The organism is Siminovitchia sp. FSL H7-0308 (genome assembly GCF_037980985.1).
Lineage (GTDB): Bacteria > Bacillota > Bacilli > Bacillales > Bacillaceae_C > Siminovitchia > Siminovitchia thermophila.
Genome location: NZ_CP150282.1, coordinates 2,374,486 through 2,397,082 on the forward strand (window position 1 = coordinate 2,374,486; position 22,597 = coordinate 2,397,082).

27 protein-coding genes and 1 tRNA gene are annotated in these 22,597 nt (G+C 42.8%); 1 reads left to right on the top strand and 27 read right to left on the bottom strand.

Annotated elements, in window-relative coordinates:
- Position 1: 1 nt before the first annotated feature.
- The 21 genes from MHB50_RS11280 to MHB50_RS11380 all read right to left on the bottom strand — a co-directional run bounded on the left by MHB50_RS11280 (position 2) and on the right by MHB50_RS11380 (position 14,149).
- The gene (locus tag MHB50_RS11280; RefSeq protein WP_077112008.1) at positions 2–1,330 is read right to left on the bottom strand and encodes an ABC transporter substrate-binding protein; all 1,329 of its coding nucleotides are present in this window, start codon (positions 1,328–1,330) and stop codon (positions 2–4) included.
- Positions 1,331–1,430: 100 nt separating this feature from the next.
- Positions 1,431–2,255, bottom strand: coding sequence for a carbohydrate ABC transporter permease (locus MHB50_RS11285; protein ID WP_077112007.1), 825 nt, complete (start codon positions 2,253–2,255; stop codon positions 1,431–1,433).
- A gap of 11 nt (positions 2,256–2,266) precedes the next feature.
- A complete protein-coding gene (locus tag MHB50_RS11290; RefSeq protein WP_340083804.1) occupies positions 2,267–2,530 on the bottom strand; it encodes a hypothetical protein in 264 nt (87 codons plus the stop codon).
- 33 nt (positions 2,531–2,563) lie between these two features.
- Complete coding sequence (locus MHB50_RS11295) at positions 2,564–3,160, bottom strand: sugar ABC transporter permease (protein WP_340083805.1); 597 nt, start codon at positions 3,158–3,160, stop codon at positions 2,564–2,566.
- Positions 3,126–4,238, bottom strand: coding sequence for an ABC transporter ATP-binding protein (locus tag MHB50_RS11300; protein ID WP_077112005.1), 1,113 nt, complete (start codon positions 4,236–4,238; stop codon positions 3,126–3,128). Before MHB50_RS11300 ends, MHB50_RS11295 begins: the two co-directional genes overlap by 35 nt.
- Positions 4,239–4,992: 754 nt before the next feature.
- Positions 4,993–5,163, bottom strand: coding sequence for a hypothetical protein (locus MHB50_RS11305; RefSeq protein ID WP_171973915.1), 171 nt, complete (start codon positions 5,161–5,163; stop codon positions 4,993–4,995).
- Positions 5,164–5,302: 139 nt separating this feature from the next.
- The gene (locus MHB50_RS11310; RefSeq protein WP_340083806.1) at positions 5,303–5,584 is read right to left on the bottom strand and encodes a DUF3597 family protein; all 282 of its coding nucleotides are present in this window, start codon (positions 5,582–5,584) and stop codon (positions 5,303–5,305) included.
- A 1,252-nt stretch (positions 5,585–6,836) separates the two neighbouring features.
- A complete protein-coding gene (locus MHB50_RS11315) occupies positions 6,837–7,271 on the bottom strand; it encodes a phBC6A51 family helix-turn-helix protein (RefSeq protein WP_340083807.1) in 435 nt (144 codons plus the stop codon).
- A gap of 11 nt (positions 7,272–7,282) precedes the next feature.
- Complete coding sequence (locus tag MHB50_RS11320) at positions 7,283–7,879, bottom strand: hypothetical protein (protein WP_340083808.1); 597 nt, start codon at positions 7,877–7,879, stop codon at positions 7,283–7,285.
- A gap of 119 nt (positions 7,880–7,998) precedes the next feature.
- Positions 7,999–8,781, bottom strand: coding sequence for a hypothetical protein (locus tag MHB50_RS11325; RefSeq protein ID WP_340083809.1), 783 nt, complete (start codon positions 8,779–8,781; stop codon positions 7,999–8,001).
- A gap of 15 nt (positions 8,782–8,796) precedes the next feature.
- Positions 8,797–9,030, bottom strand: a complete 234-nt coding sequence (locus MHB50_RS11330; protein WP_077110255.1) for a hypothetical protein — start codon at positions 9,028–9,030, stop codon at positions 8,797–8,799.
- Between the two features lie 2 nt (positions 9,031–9,032).
- Positions 9,033–9,497, bottom strand: a complete 465-nt coding sequence (locus MHB50_RS11335) for a hypothetical protein (RefSeq protein ID WP_340083810.1) — start codon at positions 9,495–9,497, stop codon at positions 9,033–9,035.
- The gene (locus MHB50_RS11340) at positions 9,472–9,630 is read right to left on the bottom strand and encodes a hypothetical protein (RefSeq protein ID WP_340083811.1); all 159 of its coding nucleotides are present in this window, start codon (positions 9,628–9,630) and stop codon (positions 9,472–9,474) included. The genes MHB50_RS11335 and MHB50_RS11340 overlap by 26 nt, the downstream gene beginning before the upstream one ends.
- A gap of 65 nt (positions 9,631–9,695) precedes the next feature.
- Positions 9,696–9,929 carry a helix-turn-helix transcriptional regulator gene (locus MHB50_RS11345; protein WP_340083812.1) on the bottom strand — a complete coding sequence of 78 codons (234 nt, stop codon included), beginning with the start codon at positions 9,927–9,929 and terminating at the stop codon, positions 9,696–9,698.
- A 100-nt stretch (positions 9,930–10,029) separates the two neighbouring features.
- A complete protein-coding gene (locus tag MHB50_RS11350; RefSeq protein ID WP_340083813.1) occupies positions 10,030–10,794 on the bottom strand; it encodes a hypothetical protein in 765 nt (254 codons plus the stop codon).
- 17 nt (positions 10,795–10,811) lie between these two features.
- Positions 10,812–10,988 (bottom strand): hypothetical protein, encoded by a 177-nt coding sequence (locus tag MHB50_RS11355; RefSeq protein ID WP_340083814.1) that lies wholly within the window; start codon positions 10,986–10,988, stop codon positions 10,812–10,814.
- Positions 10,989–11,001: 13 nt separating this feature from the next.
- A complete protein-coding gene (locus MHB50_RS11360) occupies positions 11,002–12,219 on the bottom strand; it encodes a hypothetical protein (protein WP_340083815.1) in 1,218 nt (405 codons plus the stop codon).
- A gap of 349 nt (positions 12,220–12,568) precedes the next feature.
- Positions 12,569–12,784 (bottom strand): helix-turn-helix transcriptional regulator, encoded by a 216-nt coding sequence (locus tag MHB50_RS11365; protein ID WP_340083816.1) that lies wholly within the window; start codon positions 12,782–12,784, stop codon positions 12,569–12,571.
- A gap of 680 nt (positions 12,785–13,464) precedes the next feature.
- Positions 13,465–13,773, bottom strand: coding sequence for a hypothetical protein (locus MHB50_RS11370; RefSeq protein ID WP_077110263.1), 309 nt, complete (start codon positions 13,771–13,773; stop codon positions 13,465–13,467).
- A complete protein-coding gene (locus MHB50_RS11375) occupies positions 13,761–13,991 on the bottom strand; it encodes a hypothetical protein (protein ID WP_340083817.1) in 231 nt (76 codons plus the stop codon). The genes MHB50_RS11370 and MHB50_RS11375 overlap by 13 nt, the downstream gene beginning before the upstream one ends.
- Entirely contained in the window at positions 13,988–14,149 is a 162-nt protein-coding gene (locus MHB50_RS11380) for a hypothetical protein (protein WP_186306513.1), read from the bottom strand. Before MHB50_RS11380 ends, MHB50_RS11375 begins: the two co-directional genes overlap by 4 nt.
- Positions 14,150–14,385: 236 nt before the next feature.
- On the opposite strand from MHB50_RS11380, the gene MHB50_RS11385 reads away from it, so the two are divergent.
- On the top strand, positions 14,386–14,613 hold the full coding sequence (locus MHB50_RS11385; protein ID WP_340083818.1) for a helix-turn-helix transcriptional regulator: 228 nt from the start codon (positions 14,386–14,388) through the stop codon (positions 14,611–14,613).
- 226 nt (positions 14,614–14,839) lie between these two features.
- Here MHB50_RS11385 and MHB50_RS11390 read toward each other — a convergent pair whose 3' ends face one another.
- The 6 genes from MHB50_RS11390 to MHB50_RS11415 all read right to left on the bottom strand — a co-directional run bounded on the left by MHB50_RS11390 (position 14,840) and on the right by MHB50_RS11415 (position 22,554).
- The gene (locus tag MHB50_RS11390) at positions 14,840–15,421 is read right to left on the bottom strand and encodes a recombinase family protein (RefSeq protein ID WP_340083819.1); all 582 of its coding nucleotides are present in this window, start codon (positions 15,419–15,421) and stop codon (positions 14,840–14,842) included.
- A 1,105-nt stretch (positions 15,422–16,526) separates the two neighbouring features.
- A complete protein-coding gene (locus MHB50_RS11395; protein WP_077110269.1) occupies positions 16,527–17,408 on the bottom strand; it encodes a hypothetical protein in 882 nt (293 codons plus the stop codon).
- 200 nt (positions 17,409–17,608) lie between these two features.
- Positions 17,609–18,631: a tyrosine-type recombinase/integrase gene (locus tag MHB50_RS11400; protein WP_077110270.1), complete on the bottom strand. Its 1,023-nt coding sequence runs from the start codon at positions 18,629–18,631 to the stop codon at positions 17,609–17,611.
- A 129-nt stretch (positions 18,632–18,760) separates the two neighbouring features.
- Positions 18,761–18,833: transfer RNA gene (locus MHB50_RS11405), tRNA-Val, on the bottom strand.
- Positions 18,834–20,078: 1,245 nt separating this feature from the next.
- Positions 20,079–22,028, bottom strand: coding sequence for a TRAP transporter permease (locus MHB50_RS11410; RefSeq protein WP_205180288.1), 1,950 nt, complete (start codon positions 22,026–22,028; stop codon positions 20,079–20,081).
- Complete coding sequence (locus MHB50_RS11415; protein ID WP_339163732.1) at positions 22,006–22,554, bottom strand: DUF1850 domain-containing protein; 549 nt, start codon at positions 22,552–22,554, stop codon at positions 22,006–22,008. The genes MHB50_RS11410 and MHB50_RS11415 overlap by 23 nt, the downstream gene beginning before the upstream one ends.
- Between the last annotated feature and the right edge of the window lie 43 nt (positions 22,555–22,597).

Below are 22,597 nucleotides of genomic sequence, written 5' to 3' on the forward strand. Positions count from 1 at the left end.
TTTATTTTTTTAGTTCTGCATTTGAACGTTCTTGGGCATCTGCCAAACCATCTTCAACAGACTTTTCATTCAATAAAATCGTTTCGAATTCCTCAATCACAATATTGCGGACAGCGTCTCCACCTTTAACACGCGCAGTAAAGAAACCGGCATCAAATTGTGCTGGTCCCGCTTTATAAGCTGGATTTTCTTCGACATACTTTTTATATTCCTCTAATTCTTGCGCAGAATAGCGAACAGGCAAATAACCTGTTTTCATTGACCATTCTGCAGTAACTTCAGGGGTTGTCAAGAATTTCATAAACTCCCAAGCCGCTTTTTGTTCTGCTTCATCTATTTGATTAAACATGACGATATCATTTCCGGCAAAAGGAGTAGCGGCTTTACCTTCAAAAGTCGGCAAGACTGCTGTTGACCATTCCATATTTCCTTCGACGGCAGTGCCTACGTGCGGGATCCCCGCAGAAGAACCAATGTACATAGCGACATCACCGCGTCCAAACGGATTCGACATATATTGGTCTTCACCGGCAGTACGTGCTAAACCGTCATCAATCATTTCCTTCATAAAGCTCAATGCCTTTATTCCTTCTTCTGAAGCGAACTTTGCTTCACTAGTGGCCTCATCAATAAAAACACCACCCATTTGTTCCAATAATCCTTGGAATTCTAATTCAAATGAATTTTCAAAGCCCATTCCGATCGTCTTACCTTTCGTCAGTTTTTCGGAGGCTTGAAGAATTTCTTCCCAAGTTTTCGGTACTTCGACTCCATTTTCCTCTAATATATTTTTGTTATAATATAAAACTCTTGTACTTTTACTAAATGGTAAGCTGTAATAAGTATCGTCCCATTGACTAGATTCACGGAAGACGTCGACATAATCATTTAATTCTTCTTCGGAAAGTCCCTTTTCGCTATCTTCAATAAACTCATTTAATGGTGTGATCAAATCATTAGCTATATACTCCGGGATGGCTCCTGTAGCCGTTTGTGCTACCGCAGGTAATGTTTTTGCTTTTGCAGCTGCCATTGTTTTTTGTCTTAAATCATCATATCCGCCTTGATTGACAGGTTTGATCGTAATATTTTTATGCTCACGATTAAATTTTTCAACTAGAGCATTCATAGCTTCTTCATGTGGCCCACTCATTGCGTGCCAAAATTCAATTTCGACTAGATCCGTTTCTCCTTCTTCTGAAGTTCTTTCTGATTCTTTATTTTCATTATTTGCTGTGGCTTCTTGCCCTTTATTTTCTCCTCCACCACAAGCACTGAGCACGACAATGAATAATAGACAAAATAGGCTGAAGGGTAACCATTTTTTCATCGTATCTCTCCTCCTATACTCTTATTAGTCATCAAACGATCCATGAACGCCTCAAACGAAATTGCTTGGCATCACCCCCCCAAAAAAGTCCTTTTGAGATTTAACCTTTTAATCCAGCTCGAGCGACACCAGCGACAATATATTTTTGCATGATAAAAAAGAGTATGATCATAGGAAGTATAACCATAGATGAGGCGGCCATTAATAATTCATACTTAATTCCTGCTTCTGTCGTAAACGCCGATAAACCGACAGGCAACGTGCGTAACTCTTTAGAATTTGTAACAATTAAAGGCCAAAGAAAAGCGTTCCAACTATTAATGATTTTTAAGAGAGCTATCGTAATAATGGCGGGTTTGGCAAGTGGAACCATCACATACCACAAAAATGTAAAATCCCTACACCCGTCGATTTTGGCCGCATACGATAATTCGTTTGGAATGGTTAAGAAAAACTGCCGAAGCAGGAAAATGGCAAAAACACTTGCAATCCAAGGAATGATTAATGCTTGATATGTATTAATCCAACCTAAATTAGATAATGTCACGAAATTAGGAATGATCAGAACCTCACCTGGAACCATCATCGTTCCAAGCAGGATGGCAAAACAAATATCCCTACCAAAAAAATTGATTCGTGAAAAAGCATAGGCGGCCAGAATAGTAGTCAGTAGTTCACCAACAGTACTAAGCAGTGTCACAATGACACTATTAACAAAATAGCGATCAAATGGTGCGACTTCTAGCGCTTTTAAAAAATTATCCCATTTTATTTCACCAGGAATCCAAATGGGAGGCATTGCCATTACTTCATTAGGTGCTTTGACTGATGTGCTAATCATCCAAATAAAGGGTAATATCATCAAAATGGCTCCCAAAGAGAGTAAAAAATAGATCGTTCCTTTAGACAAAGCATCACGTGTCATTTGGATTCCCCCTAATTGTAATGTACGAACTTCCTGCCGATTAATAATTGAACAAGTGTAAAAATAAACACGATCATAAATAGGATAAATGCCGCGGTTGATGCAAGACCAAACTGCCATTCCTCATAGAACTTTTGATAAACATAGTAAACAACCGTTAACGCGCTATTGGCAGGACCAGGTCTTCCACCAAATAAGGCAAAGATTTCATCAAAAACTTTAAAACCATTTATGATCGAAATAATGGACACGAAAAACATAGTCGGAGATAACAAGGGGAGCGTCACAGATGTAAACCGATGCCAAGCTTAAGCCCCATCTACTTTTGCTGCCAAATAATACTGTTCATCTATGTTTTGTAAGCCAGCGAGGAAAATAATGATATTAAACCCCAATCCTTTCCAAATACTTAAAATGATTAAGGAAGGCATGGCATAGGTCGGGTCAGTAACCCATTTGATCGGATCTATACCAAAAAAACCGAGGAAAAAATTAAGCAAGCCATAATCCGAATGAAATATCCATCCCCAGACAATCGCTACAGCCACCACTGAAGTAACATAAGGGAGGAAATAGATCGTTCGAAAAAACCTAAGAAATTTTATTTTGCTATTTAATAACATGGAGATACCAAGTGATAGGATAATCGATAAAGGTACGACACCGACAACAAATATAATCGTATTTATCAGGGCTTTAATAAAATTCGGATCTTGAAAAATGGCGATGAAATGATCAACACCATAGGCATGAACGATATTGGCGAAATAATCATAGTCTACATAAAAGCTCATTAAAAATGATTTCATAATGGGATAAATATTAAATGGAATTAGGATAATAAGGGCGGGTAGTAAATAAAAATAAGCTTTAAGCGTACTCTTCCAGGTCGGTTTGATCATCATCAACTTTTCCCCCTTTTAACCGTTCACCCGTTTCACTAGAAAAATAATGAATCTCTTCTTCCTCAGCTCCCAAAAAACATACATCGCCAATCTGAAGTTTCTTTTTGGGATCAACTAAAGCCCGGACAGTGGATTCCCCTAAATCGACCCGTATTAATGTATCACGGCCAATTGTCTCAATATGAATGATGTCCCCTCTAAACAAAGAGTTGTTCTGTGTGGTAACAAATAAGGATTCTGGCCGAATGCCCATTTTTAAAGTGGTTCTGTCAAAATGTTTTAATCTCGATAAATGTATCGGTTGTGCTGTATGCTTTATTTTGTAATGCTCATTCTGACGATGTCTTTCAACAGTGATGAAATTGATCGGGGGATTTCCTAAAAAGGAAGCAACGAATTCGTTTGCAGGTTTTTTATACATTTGCTGCGGTTCGCTATCTTGTTGCAGGACGCCATTATTCATAATCATGACTCGATCTGAAATACTAAGTGCTTCCTCTTGGTCATGAGTGACAAAAACAGCAGTAATTCCAACTTCTTGTTGAATTCTGCGAATCTCTTCTCTCATTTCTAAACGAAGACGTGCATCTAAATTGGAAAGAGGTTCATCTAATAATAATACATTGGGTTTTTTTACCAACGCCCTTGCGATGGCAACTCGTTGTTGCTGTCCACCGGATAATTGTCCGGGCTTTCGATTCAGTAAGTGGCCAATATGTAGTAATTCTGCCATTTCAGTAGCTTGTTCCCTCGCTTCTATTTTGTTCATTTTTTTCATTTTAAGAGGGAACATAATGTTTTTTAAAACAGATAAATGAGGATATAATGCGTAATTTTGAAAGACCATACCGACTTGTCTTTTTTCTGCATCAAGTTCAGTGACATTTTGATTACCAAAATAAATCCTTCCCGATGTCGGTTTATAGAGTCCTGATAACAGCATTAATGTCGTACTTTTTCCACAACCACTTGGTCCTAGTAATGAAACGAGCTCTCCATCCTTTATTGTTGTTGATAGGTGGTTCACCGCGGTTATATTATCAAAACGCATCGTTAGGTCTTGAATACGAATATCCATACGTCTGCTCCTTTCACAAAACTACTTAAATATAGTTTAATAGTAGCAAGCTAAAATCAATATAACGTTAAGATAGCGTAAAATAATTCTTTACAATATTCCATTTTCGAAAGAAAGATGTTATGATATAATCTTGACCTTATATCCTATTTTCGAAATGGTTTAATAAAAATGGTATTTTTAAATATACAAAAAAGACTGATCCCAACAATTTAGGGATACAAGCTTCTTGGGCCATAATAGGGACAAGATGCCCCGACTTACATCCAAAACGATGATTGACAGCGTTTGTTAGGAGATGAATTTTCAATCAGCTGTGTTTTGGAACGCTAAAACAAAGAAACTTGGGGTTTGAGAAAGCATGACAGGTCATATGATGGGTGAAGAGCTTTTGAAACCTAGTAAACCGCTTTTATATGAAAATACGGCACAATACATACAACGATTGTTGTTCGACCAAGCAATATATACACCAAAGCCTCCCCCTGCATTTCGGGGGAGGTTTTCTGATTAAAAGGGAGACTTTCGTAGAAGAAAGCGGCTATTATTCAGGGGGGTTGTACGTCAGGAATTATGAATTGAGACATATCCTCCATAATGTGTAATGGTAATTGAAGTGAGATGGAGGCTATTTACTCTTTGATGATCATCGCATAATCGAAAAAGACTCGACAAAATAGTGTGCGAAGATTGTTATGAAGGCTATTTGTTTTTATATGTATAAAAGCCCGGTCAGCGCCGGGCCTGTTTTTATTTAGCCATTGATTTCTCTACAACGGCAAATGAATCGCTCGCGCTCACGATCATGGTGGTGGTCGTGATCACAATCATCCCAATCCCTTACTTCCCTACATCTACAAACTAACCTTACTCTCCTTCTCCGCTCTTCTCTTTCTCCACCGACAAAATCATCTTCAAACCACATATACATCTCTCCTATTGTTTATTAAAGCCGGCTTCGATATTAATATATTGTATTTTGTATAAAAGGATTGGACAAACATTCTGATGCAAATGACGATTTTTAATATAAACAAGTAGGAGCCCTTATTCAGTATCGTTATTTAACCGCGCATCTGATTAAGCAGCAGCGTATTTTGTGCAGCCGTACCGGTATAATTCTTGATACCGTGCTGCGCTGCCAGCTTTTTCCGGTTTGCGTAAGACGAGTCAACACCGAGCGACTTAAGATAATCAACAATGCTGTTCGTCTTTTGGTCGCCTTTCTTGGTGTTAACGGGCTTTGGATATGCCGCGGCGGTTTTGCCTGCGCGCATTTTATTGAGTAGCTGCATATTTTGCGCGGCAGTGCCTTGGTAACCGGATATGCCGTACTGTGCGGCCAATCTCGCGCGGTTAGCATAGCTTGCATCCTGGCCGATGCTTTTTAGATAGTCGACGATACTGCTGCCGTTGTAGCCGCTGGATGGTTTGCTCCTCGTCCGATATACGACAACGAATGTGTCATCCAGCTCATTCGAATATATCTATAATGAAAGAGGGTGCCAATCTTTTTAAAGAAGACAAAACTTCAAGGAGAGTAACGACAACCTCTATCTGATTAAATGCATTATACCTTGAGAAAGGTATAACGATTTAGAAACTAGTTATAAAACTAGTCAATAATAATATACGAGGAGAGTAAGTCATGAAAAAAGGATATGATAAGCCAAGGGGAAGCAACAAATTGGCCGGGTTTATAGCCTAAGTCGCCTGAAGTGGATATTATGAACCAGAAAAGATAATGTTTCTTGATTTCGTCAATAATGAATGTATGCCGAAAAGCATTTGTCTCATACAACGCTTGAAATTGATATAGGCTGCCTTGAAAGAAGGATTCTCTCTGCTCCCAATTTTGCGACTAGACCAAACTAAGCCAGTGCATATAAAAATTAGATGAACAGAACCATAAAAGTATAATAAAAAAATATCTAAAATTAACATGAATCAACATTTCGCCGTCAAAATGTTAGCAAATCGAAGTTTTTTCTGGGATTATAAAAAGAAAAAAATAATATCAAGGTTTTTGAATTGACAGTACGATTGTTTCTAATTAAAAATGAGTGTTGTTGATGAGTTTGGTCAACATTTCTTCAACAAGTGGAGTTTTTACTATCTTTGAGCAAAATAAAAGAACCCTTGAAACATTGAAGTATCAAGGGTTCTAGCGATGATTCCGACTGGGTTCGAACCAGCGACCTCCACCCTGTCAAGGTGAACGGTTTTTAGTCGGTAAGTCTACGGTATGTCAAACGTTGGTATGTACGTTAAGTCTAACGGTATGTCACACGCTTACAACGATTATACCGATAATGGCGCTACCTTACAAGCCCTATTTCGCAATGAAAGGCCGATAGTACGCCGACGCCTCTACTCGATTGCTCTAAACGCGATTCTCTGCATAAAAAAAAGACGGACTAGCCCGAAAGCCAGCCCGTTCCGCTAAACATCATATGCCTATGATCTCCGCCCGCTGCCGATAGCTGCGTACTCGAAGGAAGAGGAAATGCCCATAATGGGCAATTATGATCTCCGCCCGCTGCCGATAGCTGCGTACTACCTCCGGCCATGCGTAAAGCCCTCATCAGGGCCAAACATTTAATTAACGTATTTATTGAGTTCTGCCAAGCCGCGGCTGATCTCGTCTCGCGAGTACGTAGGCTTGCGATTATCCGTCATGACAACCGTTTGTTTATCCTGCATACGTCCGTTCAGTTTATAGAAAAGCTCCAATGCCTTAATAGAGGCAACTCCGTTATTAGAAGTACCTTGTATCAGTTTAATCAACTGACTATCGGCAAGGCTTCGGTAATTATCAAGCTTATTATCGCTGATTGCGGACATATATCGGGTAAAGTCCGCATCCTGTCGCCAGTTGTAAAGCTGTCGATCCGTAACGCCCACCTGCTCCGCAATTTGTTCTAACGTCATTTTCTCACCTTTTGGCGCGAAGTCGTTTTGAACGATTAATTCCGCAGCGAGGCGTTGACCTGGCTTTAATCGTTGTTTTAATTCATCGAAAGTAATTTCCATTATATGGCCCCCTAGTATAAGTGTTTTATAGACTCGTAGTGTTCGCGCAGCTTTTTATATTCTGCGTCGAAATATTCCTCATCTTTTAATCGCTCGTATTCGGCATATACTTCTTTACTAAACTTATCGTTTTCCTCTTTGCTCGCGTTCCATTGCCAAGTATATTCCTCGAGCCGTGGCGGATGGTATTCGCCCTTTAAGAAGTCGAGACAAACGAACATAGGCCGCAATAAGTCTAATGCCGATTCACATTCGGCGTGCTTTTCCATTCTCGAAATAAGTCCGCCCAATGCTCCGCCTAATACTTTAAGCAGGGTAGCGTGTTTTACCTCTGTAATAAGCTCCGTATATGGTCTGAATGACTGCGCCCATTGTATTTGCTCGTCCGATAGTGGTAAAACTTCGTTGGCTTTATCGCATAGTTGGGCGTATCTAATAGCGAATTGATGCAATGGCTGGCAACGCTCGTATAAAGTCCACGCCATCGCAACCGATACAAAGTCCGGCGGCGGTTCTTCCGGTAATCCTCGTGCTTCTCGATCCGCTTTAATCTCGGCAGATAATCTTTCTATATCGCTCTTAATTTGCTCAATCGTATCAGCTTTCATCGTTTCACTTCCTTGTTATATTGACGGGGACAGCGTGCCGGACCGCCCCGTCTGCTCGAACTCATAGTTTGCATTGCGCACGGTTACGCGCCTTTTCCTCTCCGGCCATCAGCTTGCCATCATCGAGGCATGAACGCTCCTTTACCTTTCAAATGTTCCTCGTAAAATTCTCGATCAATTCCGCCGCCTTTTAGTGCGCTACTGGCTTCATCTTGTACGACCCGACGCGCGATGTCATCGATTCGCTGCTTTCCTAGTACACTTGTCGGCAACTGTTCCGCGACTTTGACAGCGAGTAAATCGCTATTACGAATATCCTGCACCGCCTCGATTATCAGCAGCTTGTCCGACTCGTTGCCGTCAATACCTCCGATAAGCCCTGCGATATGTCCTTGTAAAGCCGTTTTCTGCTCGTCTGTAAGCAAGTTAATCTCGTTTCTAATCTCCGTCAATGCTTCGCCTTTATTGGACGCGCCCGCAAGTTTTAACGCTGCCCTATTTTTAAACTGTTCCGCTACTGCGCGATCACTGTCCGTTACCTTAATAACTGCCCGCGCGGCTCTTACTTTGGCTTCTTCGATTTGTTGCGCTCGGTAAGCCTTCCATTCCGCCTCGATTTCCGCAGTCTTGGCGCGATATTCCTTTTCGAGTTTATCGAGTTCATACTTTTGTACTTTCTCGTCTTGCAATAACGGATTGTCCGACTTGCGGATACGGTCAACATTAGCGCGGTAAGTTGTTCGCAGCTCGTCCGCCTTTTGCTCTAAACGCTCAAGCTCCGGTAAATCTAATTTAACCGCCTTACCACTGTCGATAAGTGCCTGCGCTTGCTCATGTTCAGCATGAATTACTCTATGCTTTTCGATATTTCCATCTGATTGGTACGTGAATAGCCTTGTCATTTTATCGTCTCCTTTTTATTTGAATGGTCGCCATGACCTGTCATCAACATATACGTCCGTATAACTTTTTTCTCGCTTAATATCTGCCGCTACCGCTTGCGCCTGCTTTTCGATTTCCTCCGGGCTGTCTCCGGTAATATATTTAGTGTAAATATCAACGTCGGTTATACTGACGCCAGCCTCCGCGAGTTTTACTTGTTTTAATTTCGATAGATAATCGGCTTTTGTTTGCTCTAGCTTTTCGCTCATACTTACCACCCCCAACGTAATTTATCTTTTATGCGTTCAAATACTTTTTTGCCTAGCTCGGTCGGGTCTTTATGCTTTGGTCGATAACTTCGCCCTGACATTGGAGTCGGGTCTACATAATTAATTGCTGGCGGAATCTCGAGCATTAAATTAAAAACGGACTGCTTAATTTCCTCGTCCGTTTCGCCTTCGACGTGCTCGAGATAACGCTCGATCTGCTCGTCGTTATAGTGTAGTTCCCGCATGGCCTTCCGCTTGCTCTCCGCAATGCTTTCCGCCTTAAATCCGGCGAGCTGTTCGTCTAGCTTCGCTATCTTCGACTGATAGGATTCGATTTCTCGCTCAATTTCGATGAGGGCGTCCGTTTGATCCTCGATTTCTTCGGCCTTACCCTCGACTTGTTCCTGCTGTTCCGGCGCAGTCATTCCGCTATATAGCTGTTCAGTTTCCGTCTGATTTTCGCTCATAGTCGATCATCTCCTTATCAAGTTTTAGGACCTCGAGTTCTATTTCCAGTTCGTGGATACGCTCATTTAGCTTGTTTACTCGCTGTCTTACGATTTGGCTTACGTCGTCTTTTGTATATAGGCGTTCGCTCATTCTTTTTCGCACTCTCCTTTAATAGTTATTTTCATAACCCCCCTTGACTTGCTTTTTAACGTGTGTTATTGTTTAGGTGAGATAATATTGTCTAATTCCTTATACATACCTAAAAATAAAATAAGTTCCTGGTTAACTTCGATATTTTGGGCTATTCTCGCTCGTACTGTGTCACTAATACAGCGCCGGCCTGTCTCGATGGCTGCCACCGTCGACTCTGATACTCTCAATAGGTCGGCAAACTCTTTCTGCGTCATCCCTTTCTGTAACCTCATAGCTTTAAAACTTGCTTTATTCATTTACTTGCCTCCTTTTCCGTACATTTATAGTAAAAATTATGGCGTCAAGTGCTGCCGGCTTGCACTCGACCCCTCTACTCTAGTATGGACTTTTTCAAGGTTAACTTACTGATTTTTCATAATAGTCTGCATTATATTTCTGTTGGTCTATAATCTCGCAAGCTGACCGCTTTGACCGTCTACCGTCCGAGCCTATTCCGTGTTGCTGATCGCATACCTGGCGCCTCATATCGTGCGTATAGAATCCTCCGCCACATATACGGCACTCCTTGACGCGCTCTAGCTTTAGCGCATTGATCCGTTTTAAGGCTTCCGCCTCGTCGTATCCGTATTCCTCCGATAATGTAGCCGCCCAATATTCCGGATACTCTTTCACACGGGCAAGTTCCCGCCGCACGTCCTCGACACTTGGCGGCCGCTTTGACTGGTGTGCTAGATGGGAGACGACATCCTCCTCGCTAATGTAGCCGCTAGGCACGCGCTCGCCTAATTCTTCGTCAATTTCGTCCGAAAATAGGCCGATTTCATTTTCCCCGCGCTTGTCCGCGTTTGTTATGTCCTGTTCGGCATGTGTGACCGGATACTCTGCTCGACGTTCCGCGCGCATATCCGCCCGTATAATAAAGTCCGCCAGTATATCCATCGCTGTATACTTCGGTTCATCGTAGCGCCTTTTTTGGCTATTCATCGGATGGTAAAAGACAGGCTTGTCCAGCTTTATTTTAGAAGGATCGAGCCACTTGGCCGCGAAGTCCTCGACAAGTTGATTACGCTGGGCGGTAGTGTATGGCTTAGTATAGTGATCGAACCAAAAGCGATATAGCGCGTCTTTTACTGCGGTTTCTTCTTTTGTTAGTTGTGTCATCAGTCGTTTTCCCCTTCTTAGTCGTTTTTGTGCGATAGTTCCCGCAATGCTTTTCTAAACTCCGGCGTATCTTCGAATATAAAAGCCGCCTGCCCTCTCTTTTTAGATGACGGCTTAAATTCTACGGGAACGAAGCCCGCCTTTAACAGACGATCCGCCATGAAAATGTTAATGATCGCTTTGTACTGCGTCATGGCCCTCCTCCTTTTATATTTCATACTTAGCCCACATTTTTAATAGTTCACGCATCCGACTAGACGGCAAATATAGATTGATAGATTCACCGTTGCGGATTCTCGAGCGATATATCCACTGTAATAAGTCGGAAACTGCTAGCAAGTCTTGATCGACTTTAACGCCATGATCTTCGAAAAATGCCCTTTCTATCGGATTCATAAAGCGATTAAACACGTAAGCTAACGCCCAACGCTCTTGATATTCATTTGTTGCTCTTGCGTTACATTGTAGAAATGACCGAGCGTAACCTTTCCCCGATAATTCCTTACGTACTGTATCGCCTTCACCTTTTACGGTCGTCCATAAAATTTCCTTTGCTTTTGCTTTAATATCATTCCGAAAATAACCATATATAGCTCGTTGTATCTTAAGCGTGTTATCATCAGACATATTCTTTAACTTAGACGCACTCAAAGCGTAGTAATCATTGCCGATGTCGTTCTTTTTTCCTTCATATAAATCAATAAGCTGGAATAATTCCTCCCTACCTTCGTTTTTTGGATTATATTCGCTAACAGCGTACTTCTCTCCGTCATACTTAATGGCTTGGAAGCTGTATTCGAATCCGTACAAATCGAAATAATAGCGCTGTATCTGTCCGTTAAATAAGTAGGTCATGACGTACACTTTACTGAATGCCTCGAATATCCTCGGAGGGAACGCCCATATTAAAAACTTGCCGCGGTGATAAAATAGATTGCCTGCGCGTGCTAGTCGCATAATATCCGAATATTTGGCGTTAGTATCATAATCAACGCACGTCCATAGCACACGATTGTTTTCTATTTCGATATGACCGAGCGCCTTTAAATCTCGTATATCCCTCTCCGTAACTTTCGCCTTGTCGATAACGTCCATTACTTCATCGAGTATGAGCGTATAGCCACTGTCGGTTAGAAGTTCCAATAGTTCATCATCAGCCGTCTGGAATAGCGAGTGGGTCGATACTATGTCCTTGCCGTCCGCGATTAACTCCTTAAGGCTGTGCATTTTACTGCCGCTTTTATTGCGCGGATTAGGCTCTAAGAAGGTACGACATGATACGTTTTCTCTTATGCGTTGCACCTCGCTTAGATACGGTGTAATGTAGATAAACTTTTCCAGCGGGCCGGCATCGTTCATATACTGGATGGCCCAGCTTGTCTTTCCGCTTCCCATGATCGAGTCGATAACTTTAATTTCCGTCACTATGATTCCTCCCTTATTTTAGGTCTAGCACATAAAAGTGCTAAAACAGTACTACAAACGTTGATATGACGCGGTTTATAAGCCCTCGCCCTTAAAGAAGGGTATAAATAAGTGCTAAAACCCACCGCCCAATTCAGCCATAAAAACCAATGGCTTCATTGGTCGGAATCTACGCTTTTTAAAACCTTCGAAAAATATTAATACCGCCGAAAAAGTATTATAGACACGTTCAGACGGAAACTTGTTTTCCGGCTGTAGGTTTTAATGGATTGTTTACAATCCTCGTATTAACCCGCGGACATTATCGGGGAATGTATAACGGGAATATTAAAATATTCGACGGACATTCCTATACAACGACTTTTAAGATGCGTCTTAATTCGGCCAGTTCCTCGTCTGTCAACTCGAAAGCCTGTCGGACTCTTTCGGCTGTTCTCGGCGTCAATCGCTTCATGCCCGCCTCGATCTGCGCGACTAGGCCGTGACTGACTCCGATAGCTTCGGCAAACTCCCGTTGTGTAAGACGCTTGGAAACTCGGACAAATCGAAATAGATCGCTGTTCATCTTATCCCCTCCGTTTATTTGTTACGCTTATAGGTTGTGGTAACTTTACACTAACCTATATCCGTAACATTTCTTTTTCTATATGCAGCCTGCTTACATGCTGTTGAGCAGTATTTCGCATCGTTTCTTCTTGCTTGAAATTCTACCCCACATTGACCGCATACCTTCTGACGCGATTTTTCTCTTAGTTTTTTACGTTTGGATATATAACTATCATTGGTGCAACGGTAAGAGCAATAACGAGCCTCGGGACGCATCGCGTAGAACTCTTTACTACATTGCCAGCAAGCACGCTTATAAGCCCCCAATCCGTCACCACGCCGATCATGTTGCTCTTTTAGTATTTGCTGAACCCTTTCAGAATGTACTGACTCGCCATGAAACGAACTGTAGCTCAACTCTATCCCCTCCGTTTATTTTTGCTTACTAACTCCCGAAAAAAAATCGGAATACCGCGCGGGAGTTGTGAGTTATCACGGTGCCGACCTTCATTTCCTAATAATAAAGCGACGATTAGAACGGATAATTTGCTTGACACTCGAAAAAAATCTCTTGTAATATTAAATTATCATGATAAGATAGGTTATTTATGTTTAAATTTAGACGTACATCTTTTTATTATATCGGACACTTGGACTCTATTTCAAGCGTTTTTTGTATTGTTCACAAATTTGTCACAATTAACGATTAAACGCCTCCAACTTCTCGATTCGCTCGCCAACCTCCGCATAATGATTACGGAAGAAGTCGCGCAATGGCAGTAACTTCAACGCGACATCTTTTACCTGCCTGCGCTGTATAAGTAATTGCTCCATTTCATCGGCGGTAAGTTCCGGCCTGCCCCGCTTGCCCAACTCGTTCAGCCGTTTATCAATTTCCGAGTTTTGCTTCCGATAATACTGAAAATCTGCCTCGATCTGCTCGTATAGCTCGTCCAGTTGCTCAATGTATCCGATATGTAATCTATTAACCGTCGTTATACTACCCACTCGAATCCCTCCGGTAATTTAATTAAACGGGCATTCTCCGTCAGTTCCCACAATTCTTCTTCGGTGACTTCTGCACAGCCGAGTACTGCCTCTTTACTCACGCCTGTTATTTCCCGAAATATTTCCGGCTCGATATTATACGTAGCGCCTGCCTCCGTATCGAAGTTGTACCATCCTACGACAGTCCTGCGATAAGATATTAGTCTCAATTCGTTCACTTTGAACCGCTCCCTTTCAACCGTTTATTTAACGCTGCCTTATACTCGATCAACCGCTTGCCCCTTCGCCCGTGCCTATCGTCTCGCTTTGTCGGATGTACGGCGCCCCATGCGGCGACCTTGCGCGTGTACCATGCTATACGTCTAGCTTGCTTCATTCCGCCTCGCCCTCCTTTGAAATACCGATAAATAGTCCGATTGTAAAACTGCCCAGGACTGCGAATAATACTGTCATTAGTTCCAATTTCGATGGCCTCCTTACGTATTACTGTAATGCGTTAATTACATATTACCGTAATAAGAAACGCAAGTCAACACTTAAATTACACTTTTGCGAAATTATTTTCCGTGGTAGAATAAGAGGACTAACTCACGACGATTAGGAGACGATAGCATGACGATAAATGAGCGTAGAATTGTATTGAAGCTCGACGAACATATTAAACGGAAGGGATGGCAGCAAAAAGAGTTCGCGGAACTTGCTAACCTTCGACCAGCTACCGTAAGCCAGCTCGTTAATAATAAGTATGATCGGATACAACTGACGCACTTGCTGGCCGTGATGGATGCGCTCGAGATAACGGATTTCAACGATATACTAACGATAGTAGACGATGAATAGAACGCATTTAAAGCGCCCTACGAGCCGTTTTAAGCCCTCCGAATAGGAATATACTAGGACGGCTTTAGGACGCTCACACGGCGCTTAGAATGCGTCTAAATGACGATTGAACCCTGCGAATTATAAAATTATATCGCGCTATTTTTTAAGGCTGGGATAATAAAATTTTCGGTCGAATTTAGAGGATAGCAGGCGACGCGCAGGAAATAATAAGGCCGCCGGGGGGTTATTTCCCAGCGGTCTTTTCCTCGTTCAATATTTTATAAATTGTACTTCGTCCAATTCCGTATTCTTTTGCGATGTCTGTCGCGCTTTCTCCTGCTTCATATAATGCGATTACTTGTCGCTTCGTCTTATTATCTAACGCCGGTCGTCCTCCTGTCCGTCCCCTGCGCTTTGCTGCGTCCAGTCCTGCCCGAGTGCGTTCGCTTATAATGTCGCGCTCAAACTCCGCGAATACTGCGAGTATACCGAACAATGCTTTACCTCCTGCCGTTGTTGTATCGAGCTTATCCGTTAGGCTGACGAACTCCACGCCTTGCTCCTTCATAACGTCCGTATGCGTATATAATTCCTTTGTTGATCGTGCCAGCCTATCGAGTTTATAGACTGCGAATATATCGCCTTTAGTCATCGCCTTTAGTGCCTCGTTTAGTTGCGGCCTAGTCTTACGAGATGATACTTTATCAACGTATAATACTAGCGCCTTGCCGGAGTCCTTGGCGTACTTATTTAATGCGTCCACTTGTAAAGCCTCGTCTTGTCCGTCCGTACTTACTCGAACATATCCGATTATTCTATTCGTCATATTCTCCGATCCCCTTCCGTCTATTTGTCATACGTTTTATATAATTCTAAGTATAGACGACTTTATAGACAATTGCAAGTAGAAATATCGCTTATAAACGTGATAAGTGCGATCGTTCTAAATCTGTACATTAAACAATCGTTAAATAGACGGTATAATCGAGGGGTGAAGTTTCGGAGGGGGTCACGCGTCAAGGGCGCTCGCCTGATATTATCGGGAAATAATCGGAAGTATTCGGGAAATAAAAGACGAGGGCAAGCGGAAACTGATCCGATTAAGAAGTCGAGGATTGCGAAATTCTTGCAGGAGTATTGGAACGTAAGGGAAGGGAGTGCGGGGAAAAGAAGTTTAGAGGGACAAAATGCCCTCCAAAAAACAACAAGTGACATCGCCGATATGCTCGGCGAATCTGAACGCAATACAAAGCGAATCCTAAAACTCCACGACCTCATCCCGCAACTCCAACGCCTAGTATCCGCGGGCAAGCTCGGAACGACAGCAGGCGAGCAATTAGCGCATTTAACGCCTTCCGGTTGCTCGTCCGCCTTCATCTGCGTATATGCCCGATTAATCGAATACTCTCCGTTGAATACCCGCTCGAATAGGTCGGTACGTCGTTTGTAGACCGTTATTAGATTCCCGATAGAGCCTTTACTGATTCCTGCCATTTTAGCCAGTTTTTCGTGGATATTTAACTTTTCCCAATCTTGGGATAAGTCCGTTCTTTTCCCTTGCGCACCCCCATCTTTATAGTGCAGCCGAATCACTAGTGCCGCTTTCTGTCCGTTTTTTAAATCATCCCTATTCAGTTTAGTTTCCGTGATATATGCCGGTATGTCATCTTCGGGAATGTCCTCGATACTTCTGTATCTAAACACGTTTCACATTCCGCATAACGACGCGCTTAATCCGTCGATTACGTAGGTCGATACTTGAGTAGTTGCAGCATGTTCGCACGTTGTGACGATCTTCTCCGAAAATCGGAGGACATGGAAACGAAGAAGCAATACACACGCCTATATACGTTGTGACCATCGACCGTTTTAACCTTGTGCAAAATTTGCACGAACTAATACACACGCCTATATACGTTGTGACTGCGAATTTAAGCAAGCCAGTCGTATAATACCGGATGCTTGTCCACGCTGACGCGTCTTTTAATCGTCGAAGTAACCGCCTGCCATGTGCGATAAAGTAGACCGGACAGGCTCCGCACCTTGCCCGCTTTATACAGTCTGACAACGTTCATGAATGCGTCAATATAGGCTTGTCCATGCGTTTCTAGCGTGATAGAACGGTCTACAGACGCCTTGGCACGCAATAGTATGCCGTAGGTATCGTATAATTCTTGACCTCCGAAAAAGGGCGCCAGGGCGTTGTAAATGGGCGTAGGGATAGCGTGTTTAAGGCCGCGCTTAATTATTTCATCCGCGCTTATATACGTCTCTTTATATGTATTATTATTAATGTTTTTAGAAGGAGCTTCTTGGCGTGACATGTCCGGTGTGACTTGCGCTTTGTAATTGCGCATTATGCGCATTTCATCTTCTTCGAAAGTATACCCATTTTGGGTACCCTTTTCCGCCATACTTCCCGACGTCGGGCGGTTTGAAAACGAAACTCGGGATTCCTTTTGGCTCACCGGTGAATCATTTGCGGCCAATATAACGATAACATTCGTTGACTGCCTACGATCCCCACCATCGCGCTTAGTTTCGTATTGCTTGATGATGCCGAGCGCCTCTAAACGTTGGCATACTCGAATAACAGTACGACGTACCTTGCCGACTGCTTTTCCGATATTAGTTTTCGATAAATAGCACACTCCGACGTATTTACACGCGTACTGGCTGATTACGTCCAGGACAGCGCGCTCTGTTTCGGATAGCTTATGCGCCGACCTGTGCGCTTTGATTGCTTCGTCCATTTCTTCGACTGATTGAAACGTGGATAGGCTGCGATATGTATTTTCGTTTGCTAGTAACATTTTCGACGGCTCCTTTACGGTAGCCCATCGCAACTAGAAACATATGTTCGGTTGACAACGCGCACTTAAATAAACGTTGCATATCTCTATTTTTTTCGATATACTAACGTTAACTATTGCTATTGCGTACCCGTTGTCGCGGGTGTGCGCGTTGCCTTCTGCGGAGAACTTCGTTTCTTGTCTGCGGGAGGCTTTTTATTTTATTGTGTTTTACGTTTAATTTTCCGAGGCAAATTACGCTTACCTAATACTTGCTTAATCGGTGAGTATTGCTCATGTTGTTGTTTAAGCGCCTCATTAGATAAATGCGTATACCTAAGAAGTACGCGCAAATCAGAATGACCGAGTAACATTTGCAGATGCCGAATGTCGCCGCCAGCTTCTAAGAACATAGTGGCCGCCGTATGTCGAAATAAATGCGGATGCACATTCTTCTTGATGCCAGCCTTTTCTGCGAAATCATTAAGACGCTTCCGAAAATGGTCGCGGCTGATCGGCCCGCCATAAACGGTAAGAAATATATAATCGCTATCGAAGTCGGCTTTATTTTCGATAATCAATTCGTTTATTAATCGAGCCGTCCGGCTTTCTATCGGAATGGTTCGCGTTTTTCTATTTTTAGCGATTGCAGCTCTAATAACGACGGACTGTCCCGAGAGGTTAAAATCGTCTACCTTTAAATTGATCGCCTCACTAATCCGCATCATTCCGTCAATTAATAGATTCATTAGTACGTAATCTCGAAAGTCCGCATAGCTCCGACGGTTTGGTACGTTTAGAAGGCGCTGCAATTCTTCGGCGGTCAATACTTCGATATTCTCCTGCTGCTCCGGGAGATTGCGGACGCCTTCCATCGGATTGCTATCGACTAGCGCCTCGTCCATTAGACAGCGATACATTACCCGTAATGTTTTTAAACGCGTGTTTATTGTTGCTGGCGCTAGGCCGGCGGTTTGTTCAACTTCCGTTTTGAAGCTATGGCCTTCGAATCTGATCCAATCATTCCGCATGAATACTATGTAATCTCGTATGGTGTCGCGCGTAATAGCGCTAGGCGTCCTCTTGATGCCGTGCTTGTCCAGGTATTCGGTAAAGAATCCGTAATTCTCCCGATACTGTTGCATAGTAGACGGTGCCCGCCCTTCCGCATCTTTGATAGCGATAAATATATCGAATAAATCGTCTAAACTTTCGGTGGCTCTTCTAACGTTCCTTTTCCGCATAAAAAAACACACCTCCCTATTTCGGAAAGTGTGTGATATACCGCTACCCTGTCGCCTAAGTCTCCGCCTATGTCAACGCATAGAAAAAGGCGCCAAACGCTGTAATAACAACGCTTGACGCCCGTGTAGTGATTCCGACTGGGTTCGAACCAGCGACCTCCACCCTGTCAAGGTGGCGCTCTCCCAGCTGAGCTACGGAATCGCTATTTAATGAAATCGACATTTATTAATATATAATAGATTCTTTATAATGTCAACTATTATTCTAAAAATATTTGGCAACCAGTTTATACACCGGAATGTTTATGCACTCCATCTTTGTATGCTCCATATGCTGGTGTTTGTCTTCTCCTATTTTTGGCAAGGGGTTTGATGAACGTTTGCCAAAAATGGAGCCGCCAGTTTGAAAAGGCCAATGATATAGCGTGTATTTTTTCTCCTTGCCAGTCCATTCAGCTATTTCATAATAGAACAATTTGATTTCAGTTGTCCAAAGGACGGCGATTTCTCCTTTCTCCGACCATAAATGACCTCATTGATGTTCCTTTTTTTCGATCATTTTTTCCTTTGCAAGAATCCACATATAGCATAGACAAACCATGAACGAAAAGGTGCCGCCGCCGCTGATACGCTACACCCCTGGGACACCCGCTTTATTCTGTTATTCTTCCTTTTTTAGAGAATGTTGTACGGTCAATATGTGATCTTATTGCATTTCGGCGCAGGCAGCATCTTGATCCTTGATCAAAAAATAGGCCTGAAAGGCGCGTAGTTGTTCTTCCTCATAAGACAACGCTTTTTCCTATCAAAAACGGCCAAATGAGCGGACTGTCCCGATCTGATAGATATATAGCCTTTTTGGCTATTTAATAAAATATTACATTGTTCTCATAACATATCACTATTATTTTTATCTGTAAACCTTTTCACGGACTGACTACCCAAAGCAAAAATAAGGTGAAGCTTCCGTTGCTTTTTCCTCAACTTTATCCAGCAAGTTCTCAGAGGGTGTTAGCTCAAAGCACTCCTTACAATTCGCTTCACTGGTGCTGAACTGTCGAAGTACATAAGCGTACCCTCTTTGTTATATAAATTTCGCTGGCGACTCAAAAAAGCAACTCCAAGAGTGGGGTTTTTTTAATACCTCGCGATAAGCTTTCCAGAACCATACGCCTAGCGCTTGGTCAGCTTGTAGAGAAAGTCGATGGCAATTTCCAAAAGTCGTGAGTAAATCAAAAAAAGCGCGCGTCATTATCTGGAGTCAGCGTTTAAATTAAAGAATTTTCCAAGATTCGTTCGAAAACCCCAAAACAGACGAGTGCATTCCAAAGGGTGGGAGGATTTAGGCTTTCGAGGGTTTTGTCCCAGCGCCAACGTTTTGCCTAGTTATGCCCCAGCCCCAAAAAAAGCGAAAAACCGTTTAATCTTGGTTTTTCGCTTTTTGACTTTAAGCTGCCTTGTATTTTCCTTTGTTTTTCGTAATGATTTGGCTTGCGATCAAAGCAATAAACAATCCAAGACCGATTGTATCGGACATACCTTCCGGATACATGAGCATGAGACCGGCAATGATCGCGATAATGCGTTCAAACCAGTACATTTTTCTGTACCAGAAGCCAATGATTCCCGCGCCAATAGCAATCATTCCCGTAAATGCCGTAAAGATGACCCATATCATGTAAGGAACAGTCGTATCAATCATTAATAACTCGGGAGAAAGGACGAACATATACGGTATGATAAATGCGGCGATCGCCAATTTGGCCGCGTTCACACCGGTTCGTATTGGTTCTCCCCCGGAAACCCCCGAGGCGGCAAAAGCTGCCAACGCAACCGGTGGTGTAATATCTGCCACAATACCAAAATAAAAAACAAACAAATGTGCCGATAAATCAGGAACACCCAATAAAATAATGGCTGGCGCAGCGATTGTAGAGGTAATGACATAGTTGGCCGTTGTCGGCGATCCCATTCCGAGCACGATGGCCGTCAACATGGTAAAGAACAACGTTAATAATAGTTTTTCGTTGGCCAAACCGACCAAGCCGTTCGCAAGATTCAGCCCGAGTCCTGTTTTGGTCACGACACCTACGATGATCCCGGCAGTGGCGGTAGCCGCAGCCACGGAAAGAGCGGTCCGGGCACCATCAACGAGTGCTTCCACCATCTGCTTAAATCCGATCCGAGTGCTTTTGCGAATGGCACTGACCACAATTGTGCCGATGATGGACCAGAGGGCAGCGCGCATGACACTAACACCGGACATAAGTAAAATAATGATCAATAAAATCGGAATTAATAAATAAATTTTACTTAATACATCTTTTCTATCAGGCATTTCTTCCTTGGCAAGCCCTCTGAGGCCAACACGCTTCGCTTCAAAATGGGTCATGATCCAAATGCCGGAAAAATATAGAATAGCAGGTATCGCTGCCGCTTTGGCAATTTCCCAATACGTAATCCCGATAAATTCAACCATTAGAAATGCTGCGGCTCCCATGACTGGAGGCATAATTTGCCCTCCGGTCGATGCAGCGGCTTCAACCGCTCCAGCGAATTCTTTTCGGTAACCAAGCTTTTTCATCATGGGAATTGTAAAGGAACCTGATGTCACAACATTCGCGACCGAGCTGCCGCTGATCGTTCCCTGTAAGGCACTGGAAAAAATGGCGACTTTGGCAGGTCCGCCTACCCGCCTACCCGCAATCGAAAGCGCCAAATCATTGAAGTATTGGCCTACACCTGTTTTGACAAGAAATGCCCCGAACAGCAAGAAAAGGAAAATAAATGTCGCCGATACGTAAAGCGGAGTCCCCAAGATGCCTTGTGAAGTAAAGAACAGCGTATTGACAAGGCTTTCAAAGTTCAGTCCCCGATGAGCCAAAAAGCTTGGCATTGACTGTCCAAAATACGCATATAACATAAACAGAATGGCGATAACCGTAATCGGCATTCCTACTGCCCTTCGTGTCGCCTCAAGTGTCAATAAGATTGCGAGAACGCCAACCGTCAAGTCGATAGGTGTCAACGTTCCTACTCTATTGACAATCGTTTCGATCATCATCGGCCAATAAGCACCAATTCCAACGGATATAAGCGATAAAATAATATCATACCAAGGAACCTTATTTTTCCTTTTGATTTTTCTACTTGCTGGAAACAAAAGAAAAATCAAAGAAAGCGCAAATCCAAGATGAATCGATAGCAGAATTTGCCGCGGAATAGATTGTGTAATGGATGCATATAACTGGAATATGGAAAAAGCAAGCAAGCCAAAAAAGATAATCCAACCGGTCGGGCCGCTTGCTTTTCTTGTTGCCGACTCTGGGTCATATTTCTCCAATATTCTCTGTTGTTCGTCTTCTGATAAAACTTCAAACTTTTGTTGATCTGCCAAGCAGGTTCACTCCTTTCCAGAGCTGCCATAGTGCCAATTTTTGTTTTTTCACTCTTACAACGGAACCGGGAGCTGAAAATGAAGAAAGCGGGATGGTTTTATTTTGAATCAACAACCTGTGATTGGCATTTACTTGACCAACACTTATGTCTATCCAGGAAAAGTCACGCTTCATATCACGGATATAATATTTACCATCTTTCATTTCAAAGTCTCCCCCTCCTTCCGATTCGGACGGCATCCCTATGGATGTATCTTCATACTCCAATTCTATTTGGCGAATTACCCCGCTATTTTCCACCTGATATGTTTCTATCACTTCTGATTGATGAATAGAGTGTGTATATTCGATTTGAAAGGTTTTGTCAGTATCCCGCAAGAGAAAATACGCCAGGAGCTCCCCGCTCTTTCGAGCTTCAAAGGTGACTGCCTGTTGAAAAGGGATAACCGCCAAAACAGCCCCGATCATGAGAGTAAAAACGACCCAACCACCATATTTATTACATTTTTGCATCATATTCTCCATTTGGTCTTCTAGAACAAGACAAAGAAAAGAATAGACCGTGAAG

Coding starts and splice junctions, on each gene's coding strand:
- MHB50_RS11280 (WP_077112008.1), bottom strand. CDS start 1,330: ATGAAAAAATGGTTACCCTTCAGCCTATTTTGTCTATTATTCATTGTC.
- MHB50_RS11285 (WP_077112007.1), bottom strand. CDS start 2,255: ATGACACGTGATGCTTTGTCTAAAGGAACGATCTATTTTTTACTCTCT.
- MHB50_RS11295 (WP_340083805.1), bottom strand. CDS start 3,160: ATGATGATCAAACCGACCTGGAAGAGTACGCTTAAAGCTTATTTTTAT.
- MHB50_RS11300 (WP_077112005.1), bottom strand. CDS start 4,238: ATGGATATTCGTATTCAAGACCTAACGATGCGTTTTGATAATATAACC.
- MHB50_RS11305 (WP_171973915.1), bottom strand. CDS start 5,163: ATGTGGTTTGAAGATGATTTTGTCGGTGGAGAAAGAGAAGAGCGGAGA.
- MHB50_RS11315 (WP_340083807.1), bottom strand. CDS start 7,271: ATGGAAATTACTTTCGATGAATTAAAACAACGATTAAAGCCAGGTCAA.
- MHB50_RS11320 (WP_340083808.1), bottom strand. CDS start 7,879: ATGAAAGCTGATACGATTGAGCAAATTAAGAGCGATATAGAAAGATTA.
- MHB50_RS11325 (WP_340083809.1), bottom strand. CDS start 8,781: ATGACAAGGCTATTCACGTACCAATCAGATGGAAATATCGAAAAGCAT.
- MHB50_RS11330 (WP_077110255.1), bottom strand. CDS start 9,030: ATGAGCGAAAAGCTAGAGCAAACAAAAGCCGATTATCTATCGAAATTA.
- MHB50_RS11335 (WP_340083810.1), bottom strand. CDS start 9,497: ATGAGCGAAAATCAGACGGAAACTGAACAGCTATATAGCGGAATGACT.
- MHB50_RS11340 (WP_340083811.1), bottom strand. CDS start 9,630: ATGAGCGAACGCCTATATACAAAAGACGACGTAAGCCAAATCGTAAGA.
- MHB50_RS11345 (WP_340083812.1), bottom strand. CDS start 9,929: ATGAATAAAGCAAGTTTTAAAGCTATGAGGTTACAGAAAGGGATGACG.
- MHB50_RS11350 (WP_340083813.1), bottom strand. CDS start 10,794: ATGACACAACTAACAAAAGAAGAAACCGCAGTAAAAGACGCGCTATAT.
- MHB50_RS11355 (WP_340083814.1), bottom strand. CDS start 10,988: ATGACGCAGTACAAAGCGATCATTAACATTTTCATGGCGGATCGTCTG.
- MHB50_RS11365 (WP_340083816.1), bottom strand. CDS start 12,784: ATGAACAGCGATCTATTTCGATTTGTCCGAGTTTCCAAGCGTCTTACA.
- MHB50_RS11380 (WP_186306513.1), bottom strand. CDS start 14,149: ATGAAGCAAGCTAGACGTATAGCATGGTACACGCGCAAGGTCGCCGCA.
- MHB50_RS11385 (WP_340083818.1), top strand. CDS start 14,386: ATGACGATAAATGAGCGTAGAATTGTATTGAAGCTCGACGAACATATT.
- MHB50_RS11390 (WP_340083819.1), bottom strand. CDS start 15,421: ATGACGAATAGAATAATCGGATATGTTCGAGTAAGTACGGACGGACAA.
- MHB50_RS11395 (WP_077110269.1), bottom strand. CDS start 17,408: ATGTTACTAGCAAACGAAAATACATATCGCAGCCTATCCACGTTTCAA.
- MHB50_RS11400 (WP_077110270.1), bottom strand. CDS start 18,631: ATGCGGAAAAGGAACGTTAGAAGAGCCACCGAAAGTTTAGACGATTTA.
- MHB50_RS11415 (WP_339163732.1), bottom strand. CDS start 22,554: ATGGAGAATATGATGCAAAAATGTAATAAATATGGTGGTTGGGTCGTT.